Origin of the sequence: Fructilactobacillus myrtifloralis, from assembly GCF_024029335.1 — a bacterium.
Lineage (GTDB): Bacteria > Bacillota > Bacilli > Lactobacillales > Lactobacillaceae > Fructilactobacillus > Fructilactobacillus myrtifloralis.
Genome location: NZ_CP097116.1, coordinates 936,194 through 956,210, shown reverse-complemented (window position 1 = coordinate 956,210; position 20,017 = coordinate 936,194). Strand labels below are relative to the sequence as shown.

19 protein-coding genes are annotated in these 20,017 nt (G+C 48.7%); 14 read left to right on the top strand and 5 right to left on the bottom strand.

What is annotated here, in order from left to right; genetic code table 11:
- Positions 1-71 precede the first annotated feature (71 nt).
- From gyrB to dnaA, 5 genes are all read right to left on the bottom strand, one after another.
- Complete coding sequence (gene gyrB, locus M3M35_RS04825) at positions 72-2,021, bottom strand: DNA topoisomerase (ATP-hydrolyzing) subunit B (RefSeq protein WP_252749543.1); 1,950 nt, start codon at positions 2,019-2,021, stop codon at positions 72-74.
- Between the two features lie 10 nt (positions 2,022-2,031).
- Positions 2,032-3,144, bottom strand: a complete 1,113-nt coding sequence (gene recF, locus M3M35_RS04820) for a DNA replication/repair protein RecF (RefSeq protein WP_252749542.1) — start codon at positions 3,142-3,144, stop codon at positions 2,032-2,034.
- An 8-nt stretch (positions 3,145-3,152) separates the two neighbouring features.
- Positions 3,153-3,371 carry a S4 domain-containing protein YaaA gene (yaaA, locus tag M3M35_RS04815; protein ID WP_252749541.1) on the bottom strand — a complete coding sequence of 73 codons (219 nt, stop codon included), beginning with the start codon at positions 3,369-3,371 and terminating at the stop codon, positions 3,153-3,155.
- A gap of 169 nt (positions 3,372-3,540) precedes the next feature.
- Positions 3,541-4,680 (bottom strand): DNA polymerase III subunit beta, encoded by a 1,140-nt coding sequence (dnaN, locus tag M3M35_RS04810; RefSeq protein ID WP_252749540.1) that lies wholly within the window; start codon positions 4,678-4,680, stop codon positions 3,541-3,543.
- Between the two features lie 221 nt (positions 4,681-4,901).
- Positions 4,902-6,245: a chromosomal replication initiator protein DnaA gene (dnaA, locus tag M3M35_RS04805; protein ID WP_252749539.1), complete on the bottom strand. Its 1,344-nt coding sequence runs from the start codon at positions 6,243-6,245 to the stop codon at positions 4,902-4,904.
- 486 nt (positions 6,246-6,731) lie between these two features.
- Between dnaA and rpmH the strand changes: the two genes are divergently transcribed.
- The 14 genes from rpmH to citG all read left to right on the top strand — a co-directional run bounded on the left by rpmH (position 6,732) and on the right by citG (position 19,946).
- A complete protein-coding gene (gene rpmH, locus M3M35_RS04800) occupies positions 6,732-6,866 on the top strand; it encodes a 50S ribosomal protein L34 (RefSeq protein ID WP_252749538.1) in 135 nt (44 codons plus the stop codon).
- Positions 6,867-6,930: 64 nt separating this feature from the next.
- Positions 6,931-7,293, top strand: a complete 363-nt coding sequence (rnpA, locus tag M3M35_RS04795) for a ribonuclease P protein component (protein ID WP_252749537.1) — start codon at positions 6,931-6,933, stop codon at positions 7,291-7,293.
- Positions 7,290-8,126 (top strand): membrane protein insertase YidC, encoded by an 837-nt coding sequence (gene yidC, locus M3M35_RS04790; protein ID WP_252749536.1) that lies wholly within the window; start codon positions 7,290-7,292, stop codon positions 8,124-8,126. Before rnpA ends, yidC begins: the two co-directional genes overlap by 4 nt.
- 161 nt (positions 8,127-8,287) lie before the next feature.
- Complete coding sequence (jag, locus tag M3M35_RS04785; protein WP_252749535.1) at positions 8,288-8,998, top strand: RNA-binding cell elongation regulator Jag/EloR; 711 nt, start codon at positions 8,288-8,290, stop codon at positions 8,996-8,998.
- Positions 8,999-9,171: 173 nt separating this feature from the next.
- Entirely contained in the window at positions 9,172-10,566 is a 1,395-nt protein-coding gene (gene mnmE / locus M3M35_RS04780; protein ID WP_252749534.1) for a tRNA uridine-5-carboxymethylaminomethyl(34) synthesis GTPase MnmE, read from the top strand.
- A gap of 42 nt (positions 10,567-10,608) precedes the next feature.
- The gene (gene mnmG, locus M3M35_RS04775) at positions 10,609-12,546 is read left to right on the top strand and encodes a tRNA uridine-5-carboxymethylaminomethyl(34) synthesis enzyme MnmG (protein WP_252749533.1); all 1,938 of its coding nucleotides are present in this window, start codon (positions 10,609-10,611) and stop codon (positions 12,544-12,546) included.
- 108 nt (positions 12,547-12,654) lie between these two features.
- Complete coding sequence (locus M3M35_RS04770) at positions 12,655-13,449, top strand: alpha/beta fold hydrolase (RefSeq protein WP_252749532.1); 795 nt, start codon at positions 12,655-12,657, stop codon at positions 13,447-13,449.
- An 82-nt stretch (positions 13,450-13,531) separates the two neighbouring features.
- The gene (locus M3M35_RS04765) at positions 13,532-14,668 is read left to right on the top strand and encodes an NAD(P)-dependent malic enzyme (RefSeq protein ID WP_252749531.1); all 1,137 of its coding nucleotides are present in this window, start codon (positions 13,532-13,534) and stop codon (positions 14,666-14,668) included.
- Between the two features lie 9 nt (positions 14,669-14,677).
- On the top strand, positions 14,678-15,721 hold the full coding sequence (citC, locus tag M3M35_RS04760; RefSeq protein ID WP_252749530.1) for a [citrate (pro-3S)-lyase] ligase: 1,044 nt from the start codon (positions 14,678-14,680) through the stop codon (positions 15,719-15,721).
- Positions 15,711-16,004 (top strand): citrate lyase acyl carrier protein, encoded by a 294-nt coding sequence (gene citD / locus M3M35_RS04755; RefSeq protein ID WP_252749529.1) that lies wholly within the window; start codon positions 15,711-15,713, stop codon positions 16,002-16,004. Before citC ends, citD begins: the two co-directional genes overlap by 11 nt.
- Positions 16,004-16,918 (top strand): citrate (pro-3S)-lyase subunit beta, encoded by a 915-nt coding sequence (citE, locus tag M3M35_RS04750; RefSeq protein WP_252749528.1) that lies wholly within the window; start codon positions 16,004-16,006, stop codon positions 16,916-16,918. The genes citD and citE overlap by 1 nt, the downstream gene beginning before the upstream one ends.
- Complete coding sequence (gene citF, locus M3M35_RS04745; protein WP_252749527.1) at positions 16,908-18,446, top strand: citrate lyase subunit alpha; 1,539 nt, start codon at positions 16,908-16,910, stop codon at positions 18,444-18,446. Before citE ends, citF begins: the two co-directional genes overlap by 11 nt.
- An 80-nt stretch (positions 18,447-18,526) precedes the next feature.
- Complete coding sequence (gene citX, locus M3M35_RS04740) at positions 18,527-19,066, top strand: citrate lyase holo-[acyl-carrier protein] synthase (protein ID WP_252749526.1); 540 nt, start codon at positions 18,527-18,529, stop codon at positions 19,064-19,066.
- The gene (citG, locus tag M3M35_RS04735; RefSeq protein WP_252749525.1) at positions 19,059-19,946 is read left to right on the top strand and encodes a triphosphoribosyl-dephospho-CoA synthase CitG; all 888 of its coding nucleotides are present in this window, start codon (positions 19,059-19,061) and stop codon (positions 19,944-19,946) included. The genes citX and citG overlap by 8 nt, the downstream gene beginning before the upstream one ends.
- Positions 19,947-20,017: the final 71 nt, after the last annotated feature.

The following is a 20,017-nucleotide window of genomic DNA, read 5'->3' as shown; positions in this document are numbered from 1 at the left end:
TCGTTAGCCAAGTAACTTGCCTCCGTTCCCTCTAGGTAACTCTTTTTCCGGTTGTTTCACATGAAACAAAGTTAAACATCCAGGTTTTCAACAAACTTAGCATTCTCTTCGATAAATTGCCGCCGGGGACCCACTTTTTCTCCCATCAACATCTGAAAGGCCTCCGTTGCGGCGGCAGCATCGTCAGACGTTACCCGGAGCAGGCGTCGGTTAGCCGGATTCATCGTGGTTTCCCACAACTGTTCGGCATCCATTTCTCCTAACCCTTTGTACCGTTGAATTTGCGGTTTCGGAGCAGCGGGCAGCGAACTCAACAATTGTTGTAGTTCCTCATCCGAGTCAATGTAGCGTTGGAACTTATTCCCCTGCCGCACCCGATAGAGCGGTGGTTGGGCAATGTACACGTAGCCCTTATCAATCATCGGCCGCATGAAATTGTAAATTAAGGTTAATAACAGGGTTTGAATGTGGGCACCATCGACATCGGCATCGGTCATGATGATTAACTTGTGGTAGTTCACCTTCGTAATGTCGAACTCTTCGCCAAAGCCCGTTCCCATCGCCGTAAATAACGACCGAATTTCCTCGTTGGCTAAAATCCGATCCATGGTGGCTTTCTCCACGTTCAAGATTTTCCCCCGAATGGGTAGAATTGCCTGGGTTAACCGAGATCGTCCTTGCTTAGCAGAGCCGCCGGCCGAGTCCCCCTCGACGATGAACAATTCTGAAATGGCGGGATCTTTACTGGTATTGTTTGCAAGTTTCCCCGGGAGGCTGTTAATTTCTAGCCCACTTTTCTTCCGGGTGACTTCCCGAGCTCGTTTGGCTGCTGACCGTGCCTTGGCTGCCAGTAACCCTTTTTGCACGATTTCTTTGGCCACTTGCGGATGTTCGTCCATGAATTTCGCAAATTCCTGGCTAAAGACGTGATTAGTAGCCGTCCGGGCGTCCGAATTTCCCAACTTCGTCTTGGTCTGGCCTTCAAATTGCGGATCCGGATGTTTAACACTCACAACGGCCGTTAACCCCTCACGGACATCCGGTCCCGTAAGGTTATCCTCGTTATCCTTAAGCAGGTGGTTATTGCGGGCGTAGACGTTAATGATCCGCGTCAACGCTTGCTTAAAGCCCTCTTCGTGGGTTCCACCTTCGTAGGTATTAATGTTATTCGTAAAGGTTTTTAACGTACTGTGGTAGTCATCGGTATATTGCAGCGAAACTTCCACCGTGATGTCATTTTCGACCCCTTCCACGTAAATGGGATCCTGAAACAGCGGTGCTCGATCCCGGTCTAGGTATTCCACGTAATGCCGAATCCCGCCCTCGTAATGAAAATCGTGTTCAACGGGCGGTTCCTGCCGGTTATCCTTAATCGTGATCCGTAGTCCCTTATTTAGAAACGCTAACTCCCGAATCCGGGTCGTCAGGGTTTCCATGTCATAAACCGTGGTTTCCGTAAAAATATCGGGATCTGGTAAGAAGTGAACCTTCGTTCCGTGGGCCTCAGCTGGAGCAGTTCCAATTACTTTCAAGGGCGTCTGCACGTGACCGCGCACGAAGTCCATGTAATAGCGTTTCCCGTTCCGAGTCACCTCCACAGAGAGGTTTTCTGAGAGCGCGTTAACCACTGAGGCCCCAACTCCGTGCAATCCACCAGAAACCTTGTAACCGCCACCGCCGAACTTTCCGCCGGCGTGCAGGATGGTATACACCGTTTCTAGTGCGGATTTACCGGTTTCTTTTTGTTGGTCAACCGGGATCCCCCGACCGTTATCCGTTACCGTGATGCTGTTATCTTTTTCAATGACAACATCAATTTGGTCGGCAAAGCCGGCGAGCGCCTCATCAATTCCATTATCGACAATTTCCCACACGAGGTGATGAAGTCCCTGTGAATTAGTCGCACCAATGTACATTCCCGGCCGTTTCCGCACCGCTTCCAGTCCCTTTAGGACTTGAATTTGACTCGCATCATACTCATTTGCTCGTTCTGCCTTTGTCTCATTCGAATGCTCTGCCATGTTCATCCTCCTACTGGTCAATCTTTCCGCCGTGAATGTGGAACAAGCGGGGATCATGAATTAACTCCGCTGACACCCCACTCAGACTAGTTGTCGTTAAAAACGTCTGCACTTTATTTTGAATTGCCGTCAACAAATGGGTTTGCCGGATATCATCTAGTTCCGACAAGACGTCGTCTAAGAGCAAGACCGGGTACTCCCCCGTTTCATCCTTCATCAAATCAATTTCCGCCAGTTTAGTGGCCAGGGCTGCAGTCCGCTGCTGTCCCTGTGATCCAAAGGTCGCCACGTCCTTGCCATTAACCAAAAACCGGAGATCATCCCGCTGCGGTCCGTAAAGGGTCGTCCCCTGCTGAATTTCTTTTTCCTGATTATCCGCAAACTTTTGCAACAGGGCCTGATAAATCATGTCAACACTTGTAAGTTGCTCCCGCGGAAGCGCCGTTGAGTAACGAAACTGCAACTCCTCGCGATGCTGCGAAATTTCAGCATGCAATGCTTGCGACCAGTGTTGCAAACGTCGCAACAGTTGCACGCGCTGAAAAATGATTTCTGCAGCGTAGGCAGCTAACTGATCCGATAAAACCGTGAGGTACACCCGATCGTGTGCTGTTTGAAAGTGCAACTGGCGGAGGTACGCATTGCGCTGTTTCAAAATCCGGCGGTACTGACTCACGTTGTATAAATACCGGTTACTCATCTGCCCAAATTCAATATCCATGAACCGCCGGCGTACCTGTGGCGCACCCTTAACGAGTTTTAGATCCTCTGGGGCAAACAAAATCACGTTTAACTGTCCCACGTAAGTCGAGAGCTTCGCCTGTTCAATGTGATTGACCTTTGCCTGCTTTCCACTCGGGTTAAGCCGCAGTTCCAACTGAGTGGACCCGGTCGCACGCCGAATCTGACCCCACAGGGAGGCCGTTTTGTGCTCCCATGTAATCAAATTTCGGTTATTGGAAGTGCGATGACTGCGGGCTAACGCTAAGACGTAAATCGCCTCCAAGAGGTTCGTTTTGCCCTGCGCGTTTTCCCCAATCAAAACATTGACGCCGGGTGCAAAAGCGACGTCGAGTCGTTCATAATTACGAAAATTTCGCAGTTTTAGTTCGTCAATCCGCATGTAATGGCCTACTTTGCCTTAATAAAAAACAAACCCACCTCGGGAACCCGGACGACATCACCGTCGTACAGCTTCTTTCCGCGTCGGTTTTCTGGTTCATCATTTAGATAAACGGTTTTTTCGCGTAAAAACAACTTTGCTTGTCCGCCTGAAGCGATCACATTTTCCATTTTAAGCAATTGGCCTAACGTCACGTACGGCGTTGTAATTAAAACCTCTTTTTTCATCTTGCCACCTGCTTTCGTTACTTCTAATTATAACCTTTAAAATTCAAAAAGTACACCCAGCTCGCATTTATAAGCCGTTTCAGCCCGTTCAGGCCATTTAGACATTTAAACCGTTAAAGCACCAAAAAAGCCCATAAACTAAATTATGGGCTTTTAGTGCGATTTTAGGTTAAAAGGTTCGTACGGGAGTGATCAGTTGAATAAAGTTCGTTTGGTTATCGGCCGGGGTAATCGTAAACGGTCGTAAGGCCGAAGTAAAGGCGATTTCAACGTCAATCGGACCAAAGACGCGGAGGGCTTCTTTCATGTAATCCGGATTAAACGAAATTTCCAAGTCCGCCCCACTAATGGCAGCGGGCGTTAACTCTTCTTCCACCTTCCCTACGTCTGGAGAGTTCCCCGTGATCGTTACAACTTGATCAGCAGGCTTAATTGTAAATTTAATGACGTTGTTGCGGGATTCATGGGACAGCAAGGATGCCCGTTCTACGGCAGCGAGTAGGTCAGTGGCTGCAAACTTGACCTGGGTTTCTGAGGAAGTTGGGACCAGCCGCGAGGTATCTGGATAATTTCCCTCAAGGAGTCGGGAGTAAAACCGGGTCGACCCAAAGGTAAAGAGCACCTGATTTTCTGACAAATGCATGTCAATGGCATTCGTTTCCCCGTCTAACATCCGAGCTAATTCTTTCAGACTTTCGCCAGGGATAACCACGTTATAGTCACCTTCGGCTTCCTTGGGTAACTCCACGTTCCGTTGGCTCAGCCGGTGACTATCGGTGGAAACGGCCAGTAACTGATTGTGATCTAACGTAAAGTGCACTCCAGTCAAAATCGGGCGGCTTTCTTGCTTAGAAACTGCGATTACAGTTTGGCCGATGACTTCCCGAAAAATTTCAGCGGGAAGGTGAATGGGATGTTCGCTATCAACTTCAGGTAAGTGTGGGTATCCATTGGCATCCAGTCCATTAATTGTAAACTCAGAATTTCCGGACTTAATGGTGGTTTGGAAGTTATCACCGACTTCCACTGAGAGTTCCCGATCTGGGAGCTTTTTCACGATTTCACTAAAGAACCGAGCGGGCAGGGTGATTTTCCCAGTGGAACTAATGGTTAATTCATGATCTGGATTATCCCCACTAATCGTGGTTTGAATGGAAATGTCAGCATTACTACCCGTTAATTGAATGTTGCTGTTGGAAACATCAATCATCAAGTTGGTAAGGATGGGAATCGTTGTTTTGGTTGAAATGGCTCGTTGAACAATTCCTAAGGCTTTAATAAACGAAAGTCGATTAATGGAAAATTGCATACTTCAGTTCCTCCTTAAGGGCCGGTGGGTTAATTTAATTAATTAAAACAAAAATCGTAGTAGTAGTAGGGCCTGTGATTTCTGTGGATAACTCCTAAATAGTAAGTTGGTTAATCAGTTATCCACTGTGGATAAGTTTGTTGGTAAGTGGCCTCGTTTTTTAATATTTATCCACAACTAGCATTATACCATTTTTCCAAAGGTACTTACGCCCCCGCTCGTTAGTGCCGGATTTCCGTTTTTAAATCGGCAATTTGTTTTTGGAGTTCGGCATCGGAGGCAGCCATTTTAGTAATCTTTTCGTGCGCATGAATTACCGTGGTGTGATCCTTGCCCCCGAAAGCTTCTCCGATTTTGGGGAGGGAATTATCGGTGAGTTCCCGACAGAGATACATGGCGACCTGCCGCGGAATGACGATGGCTTTCACCCGCTTTTTCCCCTTCAGATCCTTAACCGTGACGTGGTAATAGGACGCGGTCACTTTCATGATCGTTTCGGGGGTGAGAGCACTCTTTTCCTTGTTGAGTTTTAGGGGTTTCAGCGCTTCGGAAACGAGGTCCATGGTCACTGGTTCCTGCTTTAAATCGGCAAAGGCTTTAATGCGGGAGAGCGCGCCTTCTAGTTCCCGGACGTTTGAATCAATTTGACTGGCGATGTAACTCATGATGTTATCGTCGACTTGGAGTCCCTCAGACTGAGCCTTAGCCCTTAGAATGGCGGCCCGGGTTTCCAAATCGGGCGCCGTAATGTCAACCGATAATCCCCATTTAAATCGGGAAACTAAGCGATCCGTGAGCGAGTTAATTTCGTTCGGGAGCCGGTCGGCCGTCATCACGATTTGTTTGTTTTCTTCGTAAAGGGCGTTAAAAGTATTAAAGAACTCATCCTGGGTTCCCTCTTTATTAGCAAGGAACTGGATGTCATCGACTAATAGTAAATCGACGTTGCGATATACCCGCCGAAATTCCTGCATTTTGTTGTTTTGCAGGGCATCAATGAAGTCATTGGTAAATTTTTCCGTGGTAACGTACTTAACGTTGGCATTGGGATGCGTCTTTAAAACTTTGTTACCAATCGCCTGCATTAAGTGGGTTTTTCCTAGTCCAACGCCACCATAGAAGAACAACGGATTGTAAACCTTGCCGGGATCTTCAGAAACCGCGAGGGCCGCGGCGTGCGCCATTTGATTTCCCTGCCCAATCACGAAGGTATCGAAAGTGTAATGATGATTCAGGTGGGGATCAATGTGCGGGGTAGTTGGCTTGGCGTGATTTTGCTGAAACTGCGCAAGATTGTCGGTGTTTGGGCCGGTTTCTCCCTTTAAAACTAAATTGGGCCGGACATCCGTTTGGGTAACCGCATAGGCGTATTCAATGAACGTTGATTTTAACTGGCGTTCCCAGTAGTCGCGGTGCAGCGCAGTTGGAAGTTCGAGGGTTAAGACGTGACCATCGTATGAAATTGGGGTAACGGAGTTGATCCAAGTAGCATACGTATTTTCGTCAAATTTAGGATTTTCCTTAAATTTGGCTTTAATTTGATTCCATAGTTCGGTGTGATTCATGGAATGCGAACCTCCTCTGATTAAAACATAGCCGTATTTTAGCACGCAGTTTCATAGTTTTCCACAGGGTTATTAAACCTGTGTATAAATGTTTCACAGTTAGTTTATAACTTTTCCACAGGTGTGTTGATAACTTGGTGGATAACTAAAATGTGCTGTAAAATCACAACTGGCTGTTAATAACTTTTTGCTGTTACAACAAGGATTTAAGCTCTTATTTTAAATTATCAACAGCTTGTGGATAAAATTTTGAACAGGTGGTTTATTTGTGGATTTCTTGAGGAAAAGCTTGTGCATCTCCTGTGAGGTTATCCACAACAATTCACAGGGGGAACGTATGAAACTTTTTTAAAAATCCACAGAACGTTAGGTGCGGTTGCAAAAATTGCTATTTGCGCGTCACGGGTTTTGTGTTATCATTGGAAAGAAATACGATTAGTATTACTTAAAATGCGAATGTTAATTAAACAGTAAGGAGGGTTCGTAATGAAAAGAACTTACCAACCTAAGAAACGTCACCGTAACCGGGTTCATGGTTTCCGGGCACGTATGAATACTAAAAACGGCCGTAAAGTTTTAGCACGTCGCCGTCAAAAAGGTAGAAAAGTATTATCTGCATAGACCACTGACCAGTCGGTGGCCTTTTTTATTATGTAAAATATGATTATTGGAGACGAGTGCACGGATGAGAAAATCATATCGAGTAAAAAAGGAAGCCGAGTTTCAACAAGTTTTTGATGCGCACCGGTCGGTTGCTAACCGCCAGTTTGTCATTTATCAATTAGAGAAACCGGGACAGCCCCATTTTCGGGTGGGGATCTCAGTTGGGAAAAAGATCGGAAACGCCGTTCACCGCAACTGGGTTAAGCGCCGGGTTCGCCAAACGCTCACGGAGTTAAAGCCCCAGTTACGTTCGGACGTTGATTTTCTGGTGATTGCGCGCCCGCGGGCGGATGGGTTATCGATGGCGGATGTCAAAGCAAGTTTGACTCACGTTTTGAAGTTAGCGAAACTATTGAATCCGGATGATTGTGAGGAAGAAAAGTGAAAAAGTGGAAAAAAATTGCCACTACCCTGCTAGTGGCGAGCTTAGGATTAATGTTGACGGCTTGTAGCAACGCACCCGTAAACAGTCATAGCACGGGGATTTGGGATGGCTTGATTGTTTATAATTTCTCCAGAGCGATTATTTGGCTATCCAAAGCCTTTGATAATAACTACGGAATTGGGATTATTCTGTTTACCATTGTAATCCGAATTTTAATCCTGCCGCTCATGGTCTACCAAACCAAAAACATGAAGGAAATGAACGAGTTGCAACCCCAACTCAAAGCTTTGCAAAAGAAGTATTCCTCTCGTGATACTGAGACCATGATGAAGTTGCAAGCAGCGCAAAAGGAGCTTTATAAGGAAAACGGGGTTCACCCCTTTGCCAGCATGCTTCCGTTGATTGTGCAGTTGCCGATCATCTTTGCGCTCTACCAAGCCATTTGGCGGACGCCGGCGTTGAAAACGGGGCACTTCCTCTGGCTCCAATTAGGGAGTCGGGATCCGTACTTTATTTTGCCGATTCTAGCAGCGGTCTTCACCTTCCTGAGTTCGTGGTTAGCGATGAAGTCGCAACCAGAGACAAACGGAACCACGATGATTATGACGGTGGTAATGCCGCTGGTAATCTTCTTTACCGCCTTGAACGTACCATCGGCCTTGTCACTGTACTGGGTGGTTACGAATGCCTTCCAAGTGGTGCAAACCTTGATTTTGCAAAATCCATGGAAGTTGCAACGAGAACGCACCGAAAAGCAGCAGGCACAGCGGCAACATGAACGGGAAATTCAAAAAGCAATGAAACGCGCCAAAAAGAGTCACCGGAAACGATAAACCAAGTAAAAAGGGAACGAAGCTACGGCTCCGTTCCCTTTTTTTAGCTAAAATAGTTAGTTGTGTAAAATTTAGTCGATTAAATTTCCGAAAGTGATTACTCCGCGTGGGAGTTTGTGCTATGCTAGCAGGGGTCAATTATTAACTAGGAGATAACGAACATGCCAAAATACGAAGGCACAACTCTAGAAGCAGCCATTAACGCAGGGTTAATGGCATTAAACCTTACTAAAAACGAAGCAAATATCGAAATTTTACAACAACCAACGGCGGGCTTTTTCGGCTTGTTTAAACAACCAGCGCGGGTCTTAGTTACTCCCCGTCCCGGCGACCAAGCAGCGAAGCCCCAACCCGCCAAGCGGGATTCGGATCCCACGAAGCAACCCGCTCACCAACCAAGACCAGACCGGTTTGAGCGCAACTTCGCCGTTGTGAAGGAACTGGGCCAGTACTTGCAAAACGTCCTACATGAAATGGACATTAACGCAACCTTAGAGGTTGAAATGCCCAACAGTAAACACGTTTACATTAATTGCGAAACTGATAAAGAGGGGCTGTTAATTGGAAAGCACGGTCGGACCATTAACGCGCTCCAGCAACTTTGTGAATTTTATTTAACGAACCACGGGGTTAACTACGTCGAGGTTAGTTTGGATACGGCTAACTACCGGGAACGCCGGGAACAGATTTTAACGGACCTGGCCCGCAAAACGGCCCGGAACGTGCAATCGACGGGGCAACCAGTCCATTTAGACGCTATGCCAGCGTTTGAACGCAAACAGATTCACATGGCGTTAGAGGATTTTGATGGGTTAATTACGTATTCGGTCGGGAATGAACCGAACCGGGAAGTCGTGATTGCCTCCAAGTAGCTTTAAATTGACAATGGGCGCCCGCCCGCTATAATTAAATTAATGAAAGATGGTCGATAAAGTAGTGAAAGTACTTTATCCTAATTCGCTGTGCGGTTGGGGTGGGTACTTTTTTTGTGTCTGAACGAACTGGCACAGCAAGGGAGGATCAGCCTCCAGAAAGGAGTACCACGATGCCATTAATGACAACTGATTATGATACGATTGCTGCAATTTCAACGCCCCCTGGGGTTGGTGGAATTGCGATTGTCCGGTTAAGCGGGAGCGAGGCGCTGGCGATTGCCCAGCAAATTTACCGGGGCAAAGACCTCAGCCAAGTCGCCACGGATACGATTAACTATGGTCATATTGTGGACCCACAGGCTGAACAACGAGAGATTGACGAAGTGATGGTGTCTGTGATGCGGGCCCCCAAAACCTACACCTGTGAGGACGTCGTGGAGATTAACTGTCACGGGGGGTTGCAAGTGACGAACCAAATTTTGCAACTCGTGCTGCGCAACGGGGCCCGACTGGCGGAACCCGGTGAATTTACCAAACGCGCCTTTTTAAACGGTCGGATTGATTTGTCCCAGTCAGAAGCGGTGATGGATCTGATTGAAGCTAAGACGGATACTGCCCGCAAGGCCGCGTTAAACCAGCTGGATGGTAATTTGTCGGCCGTGATTAAGAAGTTGCGCCAGTCAATCGTCGACATCTTAGCAAACGTCGAGGTTAACATTGATTATCCCGAATACGACGGGGCGGAAGAGGTTACCAGTCAGTTAATGTTAGAGCGCTCTGAAGCAATCAAAGCGAAAATCCAGTCGCTGTTAGCCACTGCTGAACAGGGGAAGGTGCTTCGTGATGGATTAAATACGGCGATTGTCGGCCGGCCGAACGTGGGCAAATCGAGTTTGTTAAACCGCTTACTGCACGAGGAAAAAGCGATTGTAACCGACGTTCCCGGCACGACTCGTGATGTACTAGATGAATATGTGAACGTAGCTGGGGTTCCGCTCCACTTAATTGATACCGCCGGCATTCATGAAACCACGGATCAGGTGGAAAAAATTGGGGTGGAACGCTCCCGGGCCGCGATTGAACAAGCCGATTTGGTCTTAGTGGTCTTAAATGCGAGTGAACCGTTGACGGCTGCCGACCAGGAATTATTGGATGCGACGGCACACACGAAGCGGATTATCCTGTTGAACAAAACGGATCTGCCCGCGCGCATCACTCCATCAGACCTTCCAGATGATGAGCAAACGGCGGTGATTAAGACCTCTACGGTGACAGAAGATGGGACGAAACCACTCGAAACCATCATTGCGAAACTGTTCTTTACCGATGGAATTAGCCGTCAACAAACGGATGTCATGGTTACGAACGCCCGCCATATCAGCCTGTTACAGCAAGCCCTAGATGCATTAACCACCGTAATTAGTGGTCTTACTGCTGGGTTGCCGGTTGATATTGCCCAGATTGACTTACAGCGGGCGTGGGAACTGCTCGGAGAAATTACCGGGGATAACTATGATGAAGAATTAATGGATCAACTCTTTGAACAATTTTGTATTGGAAAATAACGATGTTTCACATGAAACAAACGTTGATGGGAGGAAACACACATGACACAAAAACCGGTGATCCAAGCAACCGACGTGCAGCAACGTTACGAGGCAGGTTCCTATGACGTAGTAGTGGTGGGAGCTGGGCATGCTGGTTGTGAAGCAGCCCTGGCAGCTGCTCGGATGGGGCAGACCACGCTCTTACTGACGATTAGTCTCGAGATGGTCGCCTTTATGCCATGTAACCCCTCAGTGGGGGGACCAGCCAAGGGAACGGTTGTCCGAGAAATCGATGCCCTCGGGGGCGAAATGGGCAAAAACATTGATAAAACCTACATTCAGATGCGGTTGCTAAACACCCGGAAGGGACCAGCCGTGCAAGCCTTGCGCGCTCAGGCCGATAAGCATGCGTATCATGAAGCCATGAAACAAACCATTGAAAATGAACCCAACTTGACGTTACGCCAGGCCGTCGTTGATGATTTGTTAGTAGACGACGGGACGGTCACGGGCGTAGTAACCAATACGGGAGCGATTTATCGAGCGGGAGCCGTGGTCTTAGCAACGGGAACTTCAGCAAGAGGTCAGATTTACATCGGGGAACTGCGGTATTCGTCTGGTCCGAATAACACGCTTCCATCAATCAAGCTCTCCGAAAACTTGGAACACAAGGGCTTTCACTTTGAACGTTTTAAAACCGGAACGCCCCCGCGGGTTAATGGGAATACGATTGACTACTCGGAACTGGAAGAACAACCCGGCGATGACCAACCACATCACTTTAGTTTTCTAACGTCTGATCAGGACTACCTGCCCCGGAGTGAACAGGTTTCTTGTTGGCTAACCTACACGAATCCAACGACCCACCAGTTGGTGCGGGATAATCTCGATCGGGCTCCCATGTTTAACGGGGTCATTGATTCCGTCGGGCCCCGGTACTGTCCGTCAATCGAAGATAAAGTGGTTCGGTTTGCGGATAAGGATCGCCACCAGGTCTTTTTGGAACCAGAAGGGCGTCGAACAGCCGAATGGTACGTTGATGGCATGTCAACTTCTATTCCAGAGGAAGTGCAACAGGAGATGTTACACACCATCAAGGGCTTAGAACAGGCCCAAATGATGCGCCCCGGGTATGCGATTGAGTACGATGTGATTCCGCCCCAACAGATGAAACCGAGCATGGAAAGTAAGCAAATTAACGGACTGTTCACGGCGGGGCAAACGAACGGAACTTCCGGCTACGAAGAAGCAGCTGCTCAGGGGTTGATGGCGGGGATTAACGCCGCCCGGAAGTTACAGGGCCGCGACCCGGTTGTTTTACAACGCTCAGATGCCTACATCGGCGTGATGCTGGATGATTTGGTAACGAAGGGCACCAACGAACCGTATCGGCTCCTGACCAGTCGGGCAGAGTACCGGCTCTTGTTACGAAATGACAACGCGGATCTCCGCCTGACACCCCTCGGTCATGAGTTAGGGTTGATTGACGACCAACGGTACGAAGCCTTTGTCGCCAAACGGGAAGCAATTGATGCTGAAATCAAGCGCTTAGACCAGTTGCGCATTAAACCAAGCGCCGCGGTCAATGAGTTTGTAACCGCCCACGGGGATAAGCCACTCCAAGATGGAATTGGAGCAGCTCAGTTCCTTCGCCGCCCGTACGTTGATTACCAAAAACTGTTGGAATTTATCCCGGCCGCGCCCACGGAACTGACCTCCGAAGTAATTGAGCAGGTCTCCATTCGAATTAAGTACGCGGGCTACATCAAAAAAGAAGAAGACCGGGTTGCGAAGTTAAAACGGATGGAAGCCAAGAAGATTCCGGCTAACATTGACTATGATGCCATCGATGGGATTGCCACCGAAGGGAAGCAGAAGCTGAAGGAGATTCAACCAACCACAATTGCCCAAGCGGCACGGATTAGTGGGGTTAATCCTTCGGACATTGCCATCCTAGGGGTCTACATTCAACAGGGTCGAATTGCCAAAACCCAATAAGCAAAAATCCGATAAGCAAAAACCGAATAACCATTAGTCTCAGCGCGTGCTGGGGCTTTTTTGTTATGATAGAAACGAGCAACCGGAGCGTTCGAAAGGGAGTGCAACATGAAATTTTATACAAATGACCACGTGGAGTTAGTTTATGATGACCAGGGTGAACCAAGTGATCCCCCGGTGGTAATCCTATCGGGAATTGGGGCCTATAAGGAATACTGGGAAGCCACGATTAAGACCTTAGTGGCGCACCACTATCGGGTGATTAACGTTGACGCCCGTAACCAGGGACAGTCAGAACATACGAGCAAGGGGTTACGGATTAGTCGGCACGCCGCTGATCTGTTCGAATTAATTGCACAATTACAGTTAACCCAGCCCGTTTTAATGGGGAATTCGATGGGGGCGTCCACCATGCTCGCGTATCTATCGTTATACGGAGCAAAAAACGTTCGGGCGGTCGTTGATGTGGATCAAAGTCCTAAAATGATTAATGATGCCACCTGGAAGTGGGGCTTTAAGGACCTGACCTGGGAGGACTTTCACGAAGTCTTAAAGCGTCCCCTTGGGAAGTCGACCTATACGAATTTTGATGAAACTTTGTTTACTAAGTTACAAAGTTTAAAAAAGCAGGCTCCCTACGATGCGGAGTTGAACTATCCCCTGTTAATTGACCACGCAACTCAGGATTGGCGGGACATCATCACGCACCTGGAGTGCCCGCTGCTCATTGTCAGCGGGCAGGAATCCCCGTTTTTTGCGCCCGAAATGGGAGCAGTCGTAGCCGGAATGTCGGAGCACGTGACCGCCGTTGTGATCAGTCAGGCTGGGCACTTGGTAATGGCGGAACAACCCCGGCGTTTCAACGCGGAGTTGGTGAAGTTTTTAACAAGTTTACCCGCGTAATTCGGTTTGGAAAATCGCTCACAAAGTGGGTATAATAGCAATTGAATTGCTACTAAATATTGAATGAGAATGGAGGACTTCCATGGCAGAAGATGTATTTCAAATACACAAAGCACATACTGGAGTCTTAGGAATCGAAGGGGAATTTCCCGTCGATAATAAAGAGGAGTTAGCGCTCGCTTATACGCCCGGTGTAGCGCAGGTGTCCAAAGCCATTGAAAAGGACCCAAACCTCAAGGATGTTTACACCATGAGTGGGAAGTTGGTTGCCGTGGTCACCGATGGTTCTGCGGTCCTCGGACTGGGGAACATCGGGGGCGGCGCTGGGTTGCCCGTGGTGGAAGGGAAATCCTTGTTGTATAAAGATTTGGCGAATGTAAATGCCCTGCCACTTGCGGTTGAACAGGATAGTGCGGCCCAAATTGCGGCCCATCTAAAGGCCATTTCGCAATCATTTGCGGGGATTCACCTCGAAGACATTGCTGCTCCGAAGTGTTTTGAACTGGAAGAACGGTTAAGTCAGGAACTAGACATTCCGGTCTATCATGATGATCAAGAAGGAACTGCCATTGTGATCCTGGCAGGCTTAATTAACGCTGCCAAGGTTGTTAAAAAGTCCCTGACGGACCTGAAGATTGTGGTTAATGGGGCCGGAGCCTCTGGAATTGCCACGGCCAAGTTATTAAATGCCGTTGGAATCAAGCACATCACCCTCGTGGACGTTGATGGCGTAGTGCACCCAGACAGTTCCAACTACAACGCCTATCAAACTGGCTTAGCTAAAGAATTGAACGGAACGGACGGAGCAACGCTCGATGACGTGATTGATGGTCAGGATGTCTTTATCGGACTGTCCGTGGCAGACGTTTTGAGTGCTGACCAAGTGCGGCGCATGGCGCAGGATCCGATTATCTTTGCCCTCGCCAATCCAGTGCCAGAAATTGATCCAGACGTTGCTAAACAAGCGGGAGCTGCCGTAGTAGCAACTGGTTCTAGCAAATACCCAAACCAGGTTAATAACATTTTGGTATTCCCAGGCTTGTTCAAGGGCTTGCTCGCCAGTGGGATAAAACAGGTGACGTTTAGCATTGAAGAGGTAGTTGCAAAGGCCATCGCCGGCATGATTGAAACGCCAACTGCGGATGAAATTGTACCAGGAGTGTTTGATGCAGGGGTGGTTAAAACCGTTTCAAGTGCCATCGAAAATTTAAAGCAGTAGGGGTCGACCATGGAGACAGACATCAGGGAGATTAACCTGCAGCAACCGGCAGAATTTGAGCAGTGGCGGCAGTTCTTAGCAGGACTGGGCATTGCGAACTTTACGGCGAACGAAGTGGATCCCGTGGATGAGACGATTGGGATCTTTGTTGGAAACCAGCTGGTGGCCACGGGGTCGTCCTCGGAAAACGTGCTGAAGTACATTGGGGTCAGCCACACGGCGGACGGCAACGGGGCTTATTTCAACCAGATCGTGTCAACGTTACTGACGAACCTAGGGCAACGGGGGATTTTTCACGTGTTCGTGTTTACCAAACCCCAGTATTCAGCTAGCTTTCAGCACGTTGGCTTTCAAGAAATCGTGCACAGTGATAGTGCCGCTTTTCTTGAAACCGGGCCGACGTCAATTAACGACTACTTAGCGGCGATCCCAAAGGTTGCTGGACCGAGTTCAGCCATTGTGATGAATGCTAATCCATTCACCCGTGGACACCGGTACCTAGTGGAGGAAGCCGCTAAGCAGAGTCAACACGTCTATGTCTTTGTCGTTAGTACCGATAAATCGCTCTTTAACACCCAGGAACGGTTTGAAATGGTACAGGCGGGGACGGCCGACTTGCCCAATGTTGACGTGGTCGCCGGTGGTGATTACCTAGTTAGTTATGCGACCTTTCCGGCCTACTTTTTAAAGACCGATAAGAATCGGGTTCGTTACCAGACGACCATCGATGCGTTGATCTTTAAGGAACGGATTGCACCGGCGTTAACGATCAAGACGCGTTATCTGGGAACGGAACCCCAATCAGAAACAACCAACGTTTATAATGAAGTGTTAGAAAAGGTCCTCCCCCCCACGGTGCAGGTGAAAATTATTCCCCGCAAGCAAACGGATGGGAAGGTCATTTCTGCGCGGGACGTGCGGATGGCAATTAAGGATGATCGGTTAGCTGATTTATCCGCCTTAGTTCCAGAAACCACCGCCACGTTCATTACGAACCACAAAGCAACATTACAAGAGCGGATTAGGAAAGGAATGAAGATTGATGGAAATTAAACAAACAGCCATGGATGGCACGTTGGAATCATCTGATATTCAAATTACCGTTAGCAAGGGAACGAATGGGGTCCAAATTGATTTGACCTCAGACGTTCAAGAACGGTTTGGAGCAGAAATCAAACAAACCATTGCAGCCGTAGTGGCGGACTTTGGATTAGAAAACGTCAACGTTAAAGCAGTTGACCAGGGGGCCCTCGACTGCGTAATTAAAGCGCGGACGATTACAGCCTTACAACGGGCGCTCGGAACGAACGCCGAACCAGCATGGGAGGTACTCTAATGACATTTAAACCAGATCGCTTACGCCGAACGATGATGTTTGTGCCCGGTAACAATGCGGGAATGTTGAAGGATGCCGGAATTTACGGCGCCGATTCAATCATGTTTGACTTGGAAGATTCAGTGTCTTTAGCTGAAAAGGATTCAGCGCGGATCTTAGTCTACGAAGCCTTACAAACCGTTGATTATGGTGATACGGAATTAGTAGTGCGGATTAACGGCCTAGACACGGAATTCTACCAGGCTGATATTAAGGCCATGGTTAAAGCCGGGATTGACGTAATTCGGATTCCAAAGGTTGAAAATGCTGGCATGGTGGAAGCTACCGAAAAACTGGTTGCGGATGCAGAAGCTCAATTTGGGATTCCCGTAGGCACTACCCATGTTATGGCGGCCATTGAAAGTGCGGAAGGGGTCTTAAACGTAAGTCAAATTGCGAAGGCCTCAGACCGGATGATTGGGGTGGCACTATCAGCTGAAGATTACACGACGGATATGCAAACCCACCGGTACCCAGGTGGAAAAGAACTGGAATTTGCCCGGAACATGATTATTAATGCAGCACGGGCTGCCCACATTGCGGCCTTTGATACGGTTTACACGAACGTCGACAACGTCGATGGCTTGATTGAAGAAACCGAATTCATTCACCAACTGGGTTACGACGGGAAGTCTGTCATTAACCCACGGCAAATTCCGGTGATTAACAAGGTCTTTGAACCAAGTGAAACCGAAGTGAAGAACGCCCAAAACGTGATTGCGGCCATTGAACGCGCTCACCAAGCTGGTTCCGGGGTAATCGCAATGAACGGTCAAATGGTTGACCGGCCGGTGGTATTACGTGCTGAACGGGTGATGAAATTAGCGAAGGCTTCTGGAATCGTCGACAAGGAGGGTCACTACATTGGAAAATAAATTAGGGCGTGAATTACCTAGTACTTTATTAGAAAAATTAAACTTTAAGCCATTTACCACGACTGAAATCGGACATCCGGAAGTGCAACGAACGGCACCGAAGGTTCGGTTATCAACGGGGGACGATAAGGTTACCAACGATTTAAAACAAATCGTGCGTGATAACGTTAAAGACGGCATGACGATTTCCTTTCACCACCACTTCCGAAACGGGGACTTTGTCTTCAACACGGTGATGAAGGAAATCATGGCTCAGGGGATCAAAGACCTCACGTTAGCACCATCTTCTTTAACTGGAGCTATGAATGACGTGGCCATCGAAGCCATTCAAAATGGAACGGTCACAAACATTACAACTTCTGGAATGCGGGGAACGCTGGGGGACCAAGTTTCTCACGGTTTATTACCAAATCCCGTAATTTTTCGGTCACACGGTGGTCGGGCCCGCGCCATTGAAAATGGTTACATTAAGATTGACGTGGCCTTTTTAGGAGTTCCCAATGCTGACCGGTGTGGAAATGCGAACGGAATGTACGGCGATGAAGCCTTTGGTTCCCTCGGGTATGCCCTGATGGATGCTAACTATGCGAATAAGGTGGTCTTGTTGACGGATAACCTCGTGAACTACCCGAACACGCCGGCCTCAATTAAACAAACGCAGGTTGATTACGTGGTTGAAGTCGACCAAGTGGGTGATCCTGATAAAATTGGTTCTGGAGCAACCCGGTTCACGAAGGACCCGAAGAACTTGAAGATTGCGAACTTAGTTAGTGATGTAATCACGAACTCATCGTACTTTAAAGACGGCTTCTCCTTCCAAACTGGTTCTGGAGGAGCTGCCCTCGCGGTTACGCGTTACCTTCGGACGGCGATGGTGAACCAGAACATTCACGCTTCCTTTGGATTAGGGGGTATTACCAAGCCGATGGTTGACCTATTAGAAGAAGGGTTAATCGACAAGTTGATGGATGTGCAGGACTTTGATAAGACGGCTGCCCAATCCATGAAGGACAACCTGAACCAACAAGAAATTGACGCTTCGTGGTACGCTGACCCTGACAACAAGGGTGCCATGGTTGATCAACTAGACGTTTCTATTTTAAGTGCGTTAGAAATTGATACGGACTTTAACGTGAACGTGTTGACCGGTTCCGATGGTGTGATCCGGGGTGCCGTTGGTGGACACCAAGATGCTGCCACTGCGAAGTTAACGATTATCTGTGCTCCGCTAGTTCGGGGTCGGATTCCTTCAGTCGTGAAGAGTGTGGGCACGGCCGTTACGCCGGGTAGTTCCATCGATGTGTTAGTAACGGAACGCGGGATTGCCGTGAACCCGAACCGACCAGAGTTACAGGCAGAACTAGAGAAGGTGCCGGGCTTGAACCTCTATACCATTGATGAATTAGCTGACATGGCCCAAACGATTGTGGGACAAGAAGCTGACCTTGAATTCACTGACCGCACGGTTGGGTTAGTTGAATACCGGGATGGTTCAATTATTGACGCCATTAAAGAAGTAAAAGACTAATTAGTCCAAAAAAAGCGGGAGCCTGTCAAGCAGCCCCGCTTTTTTTGCTGGTAAGGGGAAACCCTAGTGAAGGAGAACCTATGAAAGATCTGTTTGCAACGGGCACGCCCCAAACGATTGCAGCGGTCTTGCAGAGTAAAGACCACAGAGCGCGTCGGCAACAAGAGTTGGTGACCAAGTTTCCTACCGGAACGGTGGTGGCGCTCAAGCTCAACGTGCCGGGGCCCATCAAAACTAATGCAGCGTTACAGCGGTTGTTTACAGCGGGACAACGCCTGTTAGAACGTCAGTTTCAAGGTGTCACCCGCCTGCAAGCGCCCGTGGTTACCACCGGTCTTGCTGGGACAGAAGCCTTCTATGTTTTTGCCATTGATGGCTGGGAGGCCAAGCGTCGGGCGGTGGCCTTTGAAGATCAGCTACCCCTCGGGCGGTTGTTTGATGCGGATGTCCTCACACAAGCACAGACGCATTACTCGCGGCAGGAGTTAGGTGAGCAAGCGCGCCGGTGCTTTCTCTGTGACCGGCCTGCCAAGGAATGTGGTCGCAATCGGACCCATTCTGTCGCCGAGCTCCAGGATTACTTTAACCGAGTTTATGCGGAGGTTTTTGGAGATGACTGAACCAACGCTTGCCGGAACCATTGCGAATCAGGACGCGGAATCCATTAGTCAAACCGCAGTGGCAGCCCTCTTAGACGAGGTTGTGACCCATCCCAAGCCGGGGTTGGTGGATCCAGTTGATAATCGGGGACATGAGGACATGGACGTCTATTTGTTTATTGATAGTGCCGTAAGCCTACAACCCTACCTGGCGCAGTGCTTTCAAACCGGGATGACCTTTATCGGGACTGCGTTACCAGCGTTAATGGAACGCCTGCGCCCCCTCGGCATGACGGCTGAACGGCGGATGTTTACCGTGACCAACAACGTAAATACCCATAAGGGCGCCATCTTTGGGTTGGGAATCATGGTGGCGGCCTGTGGGTATGCACAGGCACAATCAGCAGGAACGGAAGTGCAGTTAGCAGCAATTAGCACGACCGTTCGGGGAATGACCGCTGGATTAGTGCAAACCGACTTCGCTGATTTACAGCACAAGCAGCACCTAACGGCTGGAGAACGGCAGTACCTGCAGTACGGAACGACCGGAATTCGTGGCGAGGCCGAAGCTGGCTTTCCGACCGTCTTTCAGCACGGACTCCCCGCCTTCTTAACCAGTTCAGGCAGCCGGCAGGAACGGATTTTGACGGCCCTGCTCGCGATTGTCGCAAATAGTCGGGATAGCAATCTGATTAAACGAGCTGGCACCCCCGCCATTGTTAGTAAGGTTCAGACCCAGGCCCAGGAAATGTTACATGTGAAACACACCACCGGTCGGTTAGATTGGAACGCCTTACAACAAATGACCGAACAGTTTGCCGCACAGCGACTTAGTCTGGGTGGTTCTGCTGATTTATTAATTCTGACCATCTTGATGGCCCGGTTAATGCAACGCTTTTAGGTTAATGGTCTTCGGGGTTCAACGGAATTGGACCAAAGGACCAGTGAAATGCGTTAAAATTAACGTACTTC

Excerpts from the sequence above, each read along its gene's own strand:
- rnpA (WP_252749537.1), top strand. The coding sequence starts at position 6,931 with ATGAGAAAATCATATCGAGTAAAAAAGGAAGCCGAGTTTCAACAAGTT.
- yaaA (WP_252749541.1), bottom strand. The coding sequence starts at position 3,371 with ATGAAAAAAGAGGTTTTAATTACAACGCCGTACGTGACGTTAGGCCAA.
- dnaA (WP_252749539.1), bottom strand. The coding sequence starts at position 6,245 with ATGAATCACACCGAACTATGGAATCAAATTAAAGCCAAATTTAAGGAA.
- citD (WP_252749529.1), top strand. The coding sequence starts at position 15,711 with ATGGAAATTAAACAAACAGCCATGGATGGCACGTTGGAATCATCTGAT.
- M3M35_RS04770 (WP_252749532.1), top strand. The coding sequence starts at position 12,655 with ATGAAATTTTATACAAATGACCACGTGGAGTTAGTTTATGATGACCAG.
- M3M35_RS04765 (WP_252749531.1), top strand. The coding sequence starts at position 13,532 with ATGGCAGAAGATGTATTTCAAATACACAAAGCACATACTGGAGTCTTA.
- citG (WP_252749525.1), top strand. The coding sequence starts at position 19,059 with ATGACTGAACCAACGCTTGCCGGAACCATTGCGAATCAGGACGCGGAA.
- jag (WP_252749535.1), top strand. The coding sequence starts at position 8,288 with ATGCCAAAATACGAAGGCACAACTCTAGAAGCAGCCATTAACGCAGGG.
- citX (WP_252749526.1), top strand. The coding sequence starts at position 18,527 with ATGAAAGATCTGTTTGCAACGGGCACGCCCCAAACGATTGCAGCGGTC.
- dnaN (WP_252749540.1), bottom strand. The coding sequence starts at position 4,680 with ATGCAATTTTCCATTAATCGACTTTCGTTTATTAAAGCCTTAGGAATT.
- mnmE (WP_252749534.1), top strand. The coding sequence starts at position 9,172 with ATGCCATTAATGACAACTGATTATGATACGATTGCTGCAATTTCAACG.
- recF (WP_252749542.1), bottom strand. The coding sequence starts at position 3,144 with ATGCGGATTGACGAACTAAAACTGCGAAATTTTCGTAATTATGAACGA.
- rpmH (WP_252749538.1), top strand. The coding sequence starts at position 6,732 with ATGAAAAGAACTTACCAACCTAAGAAACGTCACCGTAACCGGGTTCAT.
- citE (WP_252749528.1), top strand. The coding sequence starts at position 16,004 with ATGACATTTAAACCAGATCGCTTACGCCGAACGATGATGTTTGTGCCC.
- mnmG (WP_252749533.1), top strand. The coding sequence starts at position 10,609 with ATGACACAAAAACCGGTGATCCAAGCAACCGACGTGCAGCAACGTTAC.
- gyrB (WP_252749543.1), bottom strand. The coding sequence starts at position 2,021 with ATGGCAGAGCATTCGAATGAGACAAAGGCAGAACGAGCAAATGAGTAT.
- citC (WP_252749530.1), top strand. The coding sequence starts at position 14,678 with ATGGAGACAGACATCAGGGAGATTAACCTGCAGCAACCGGCAGAATTT.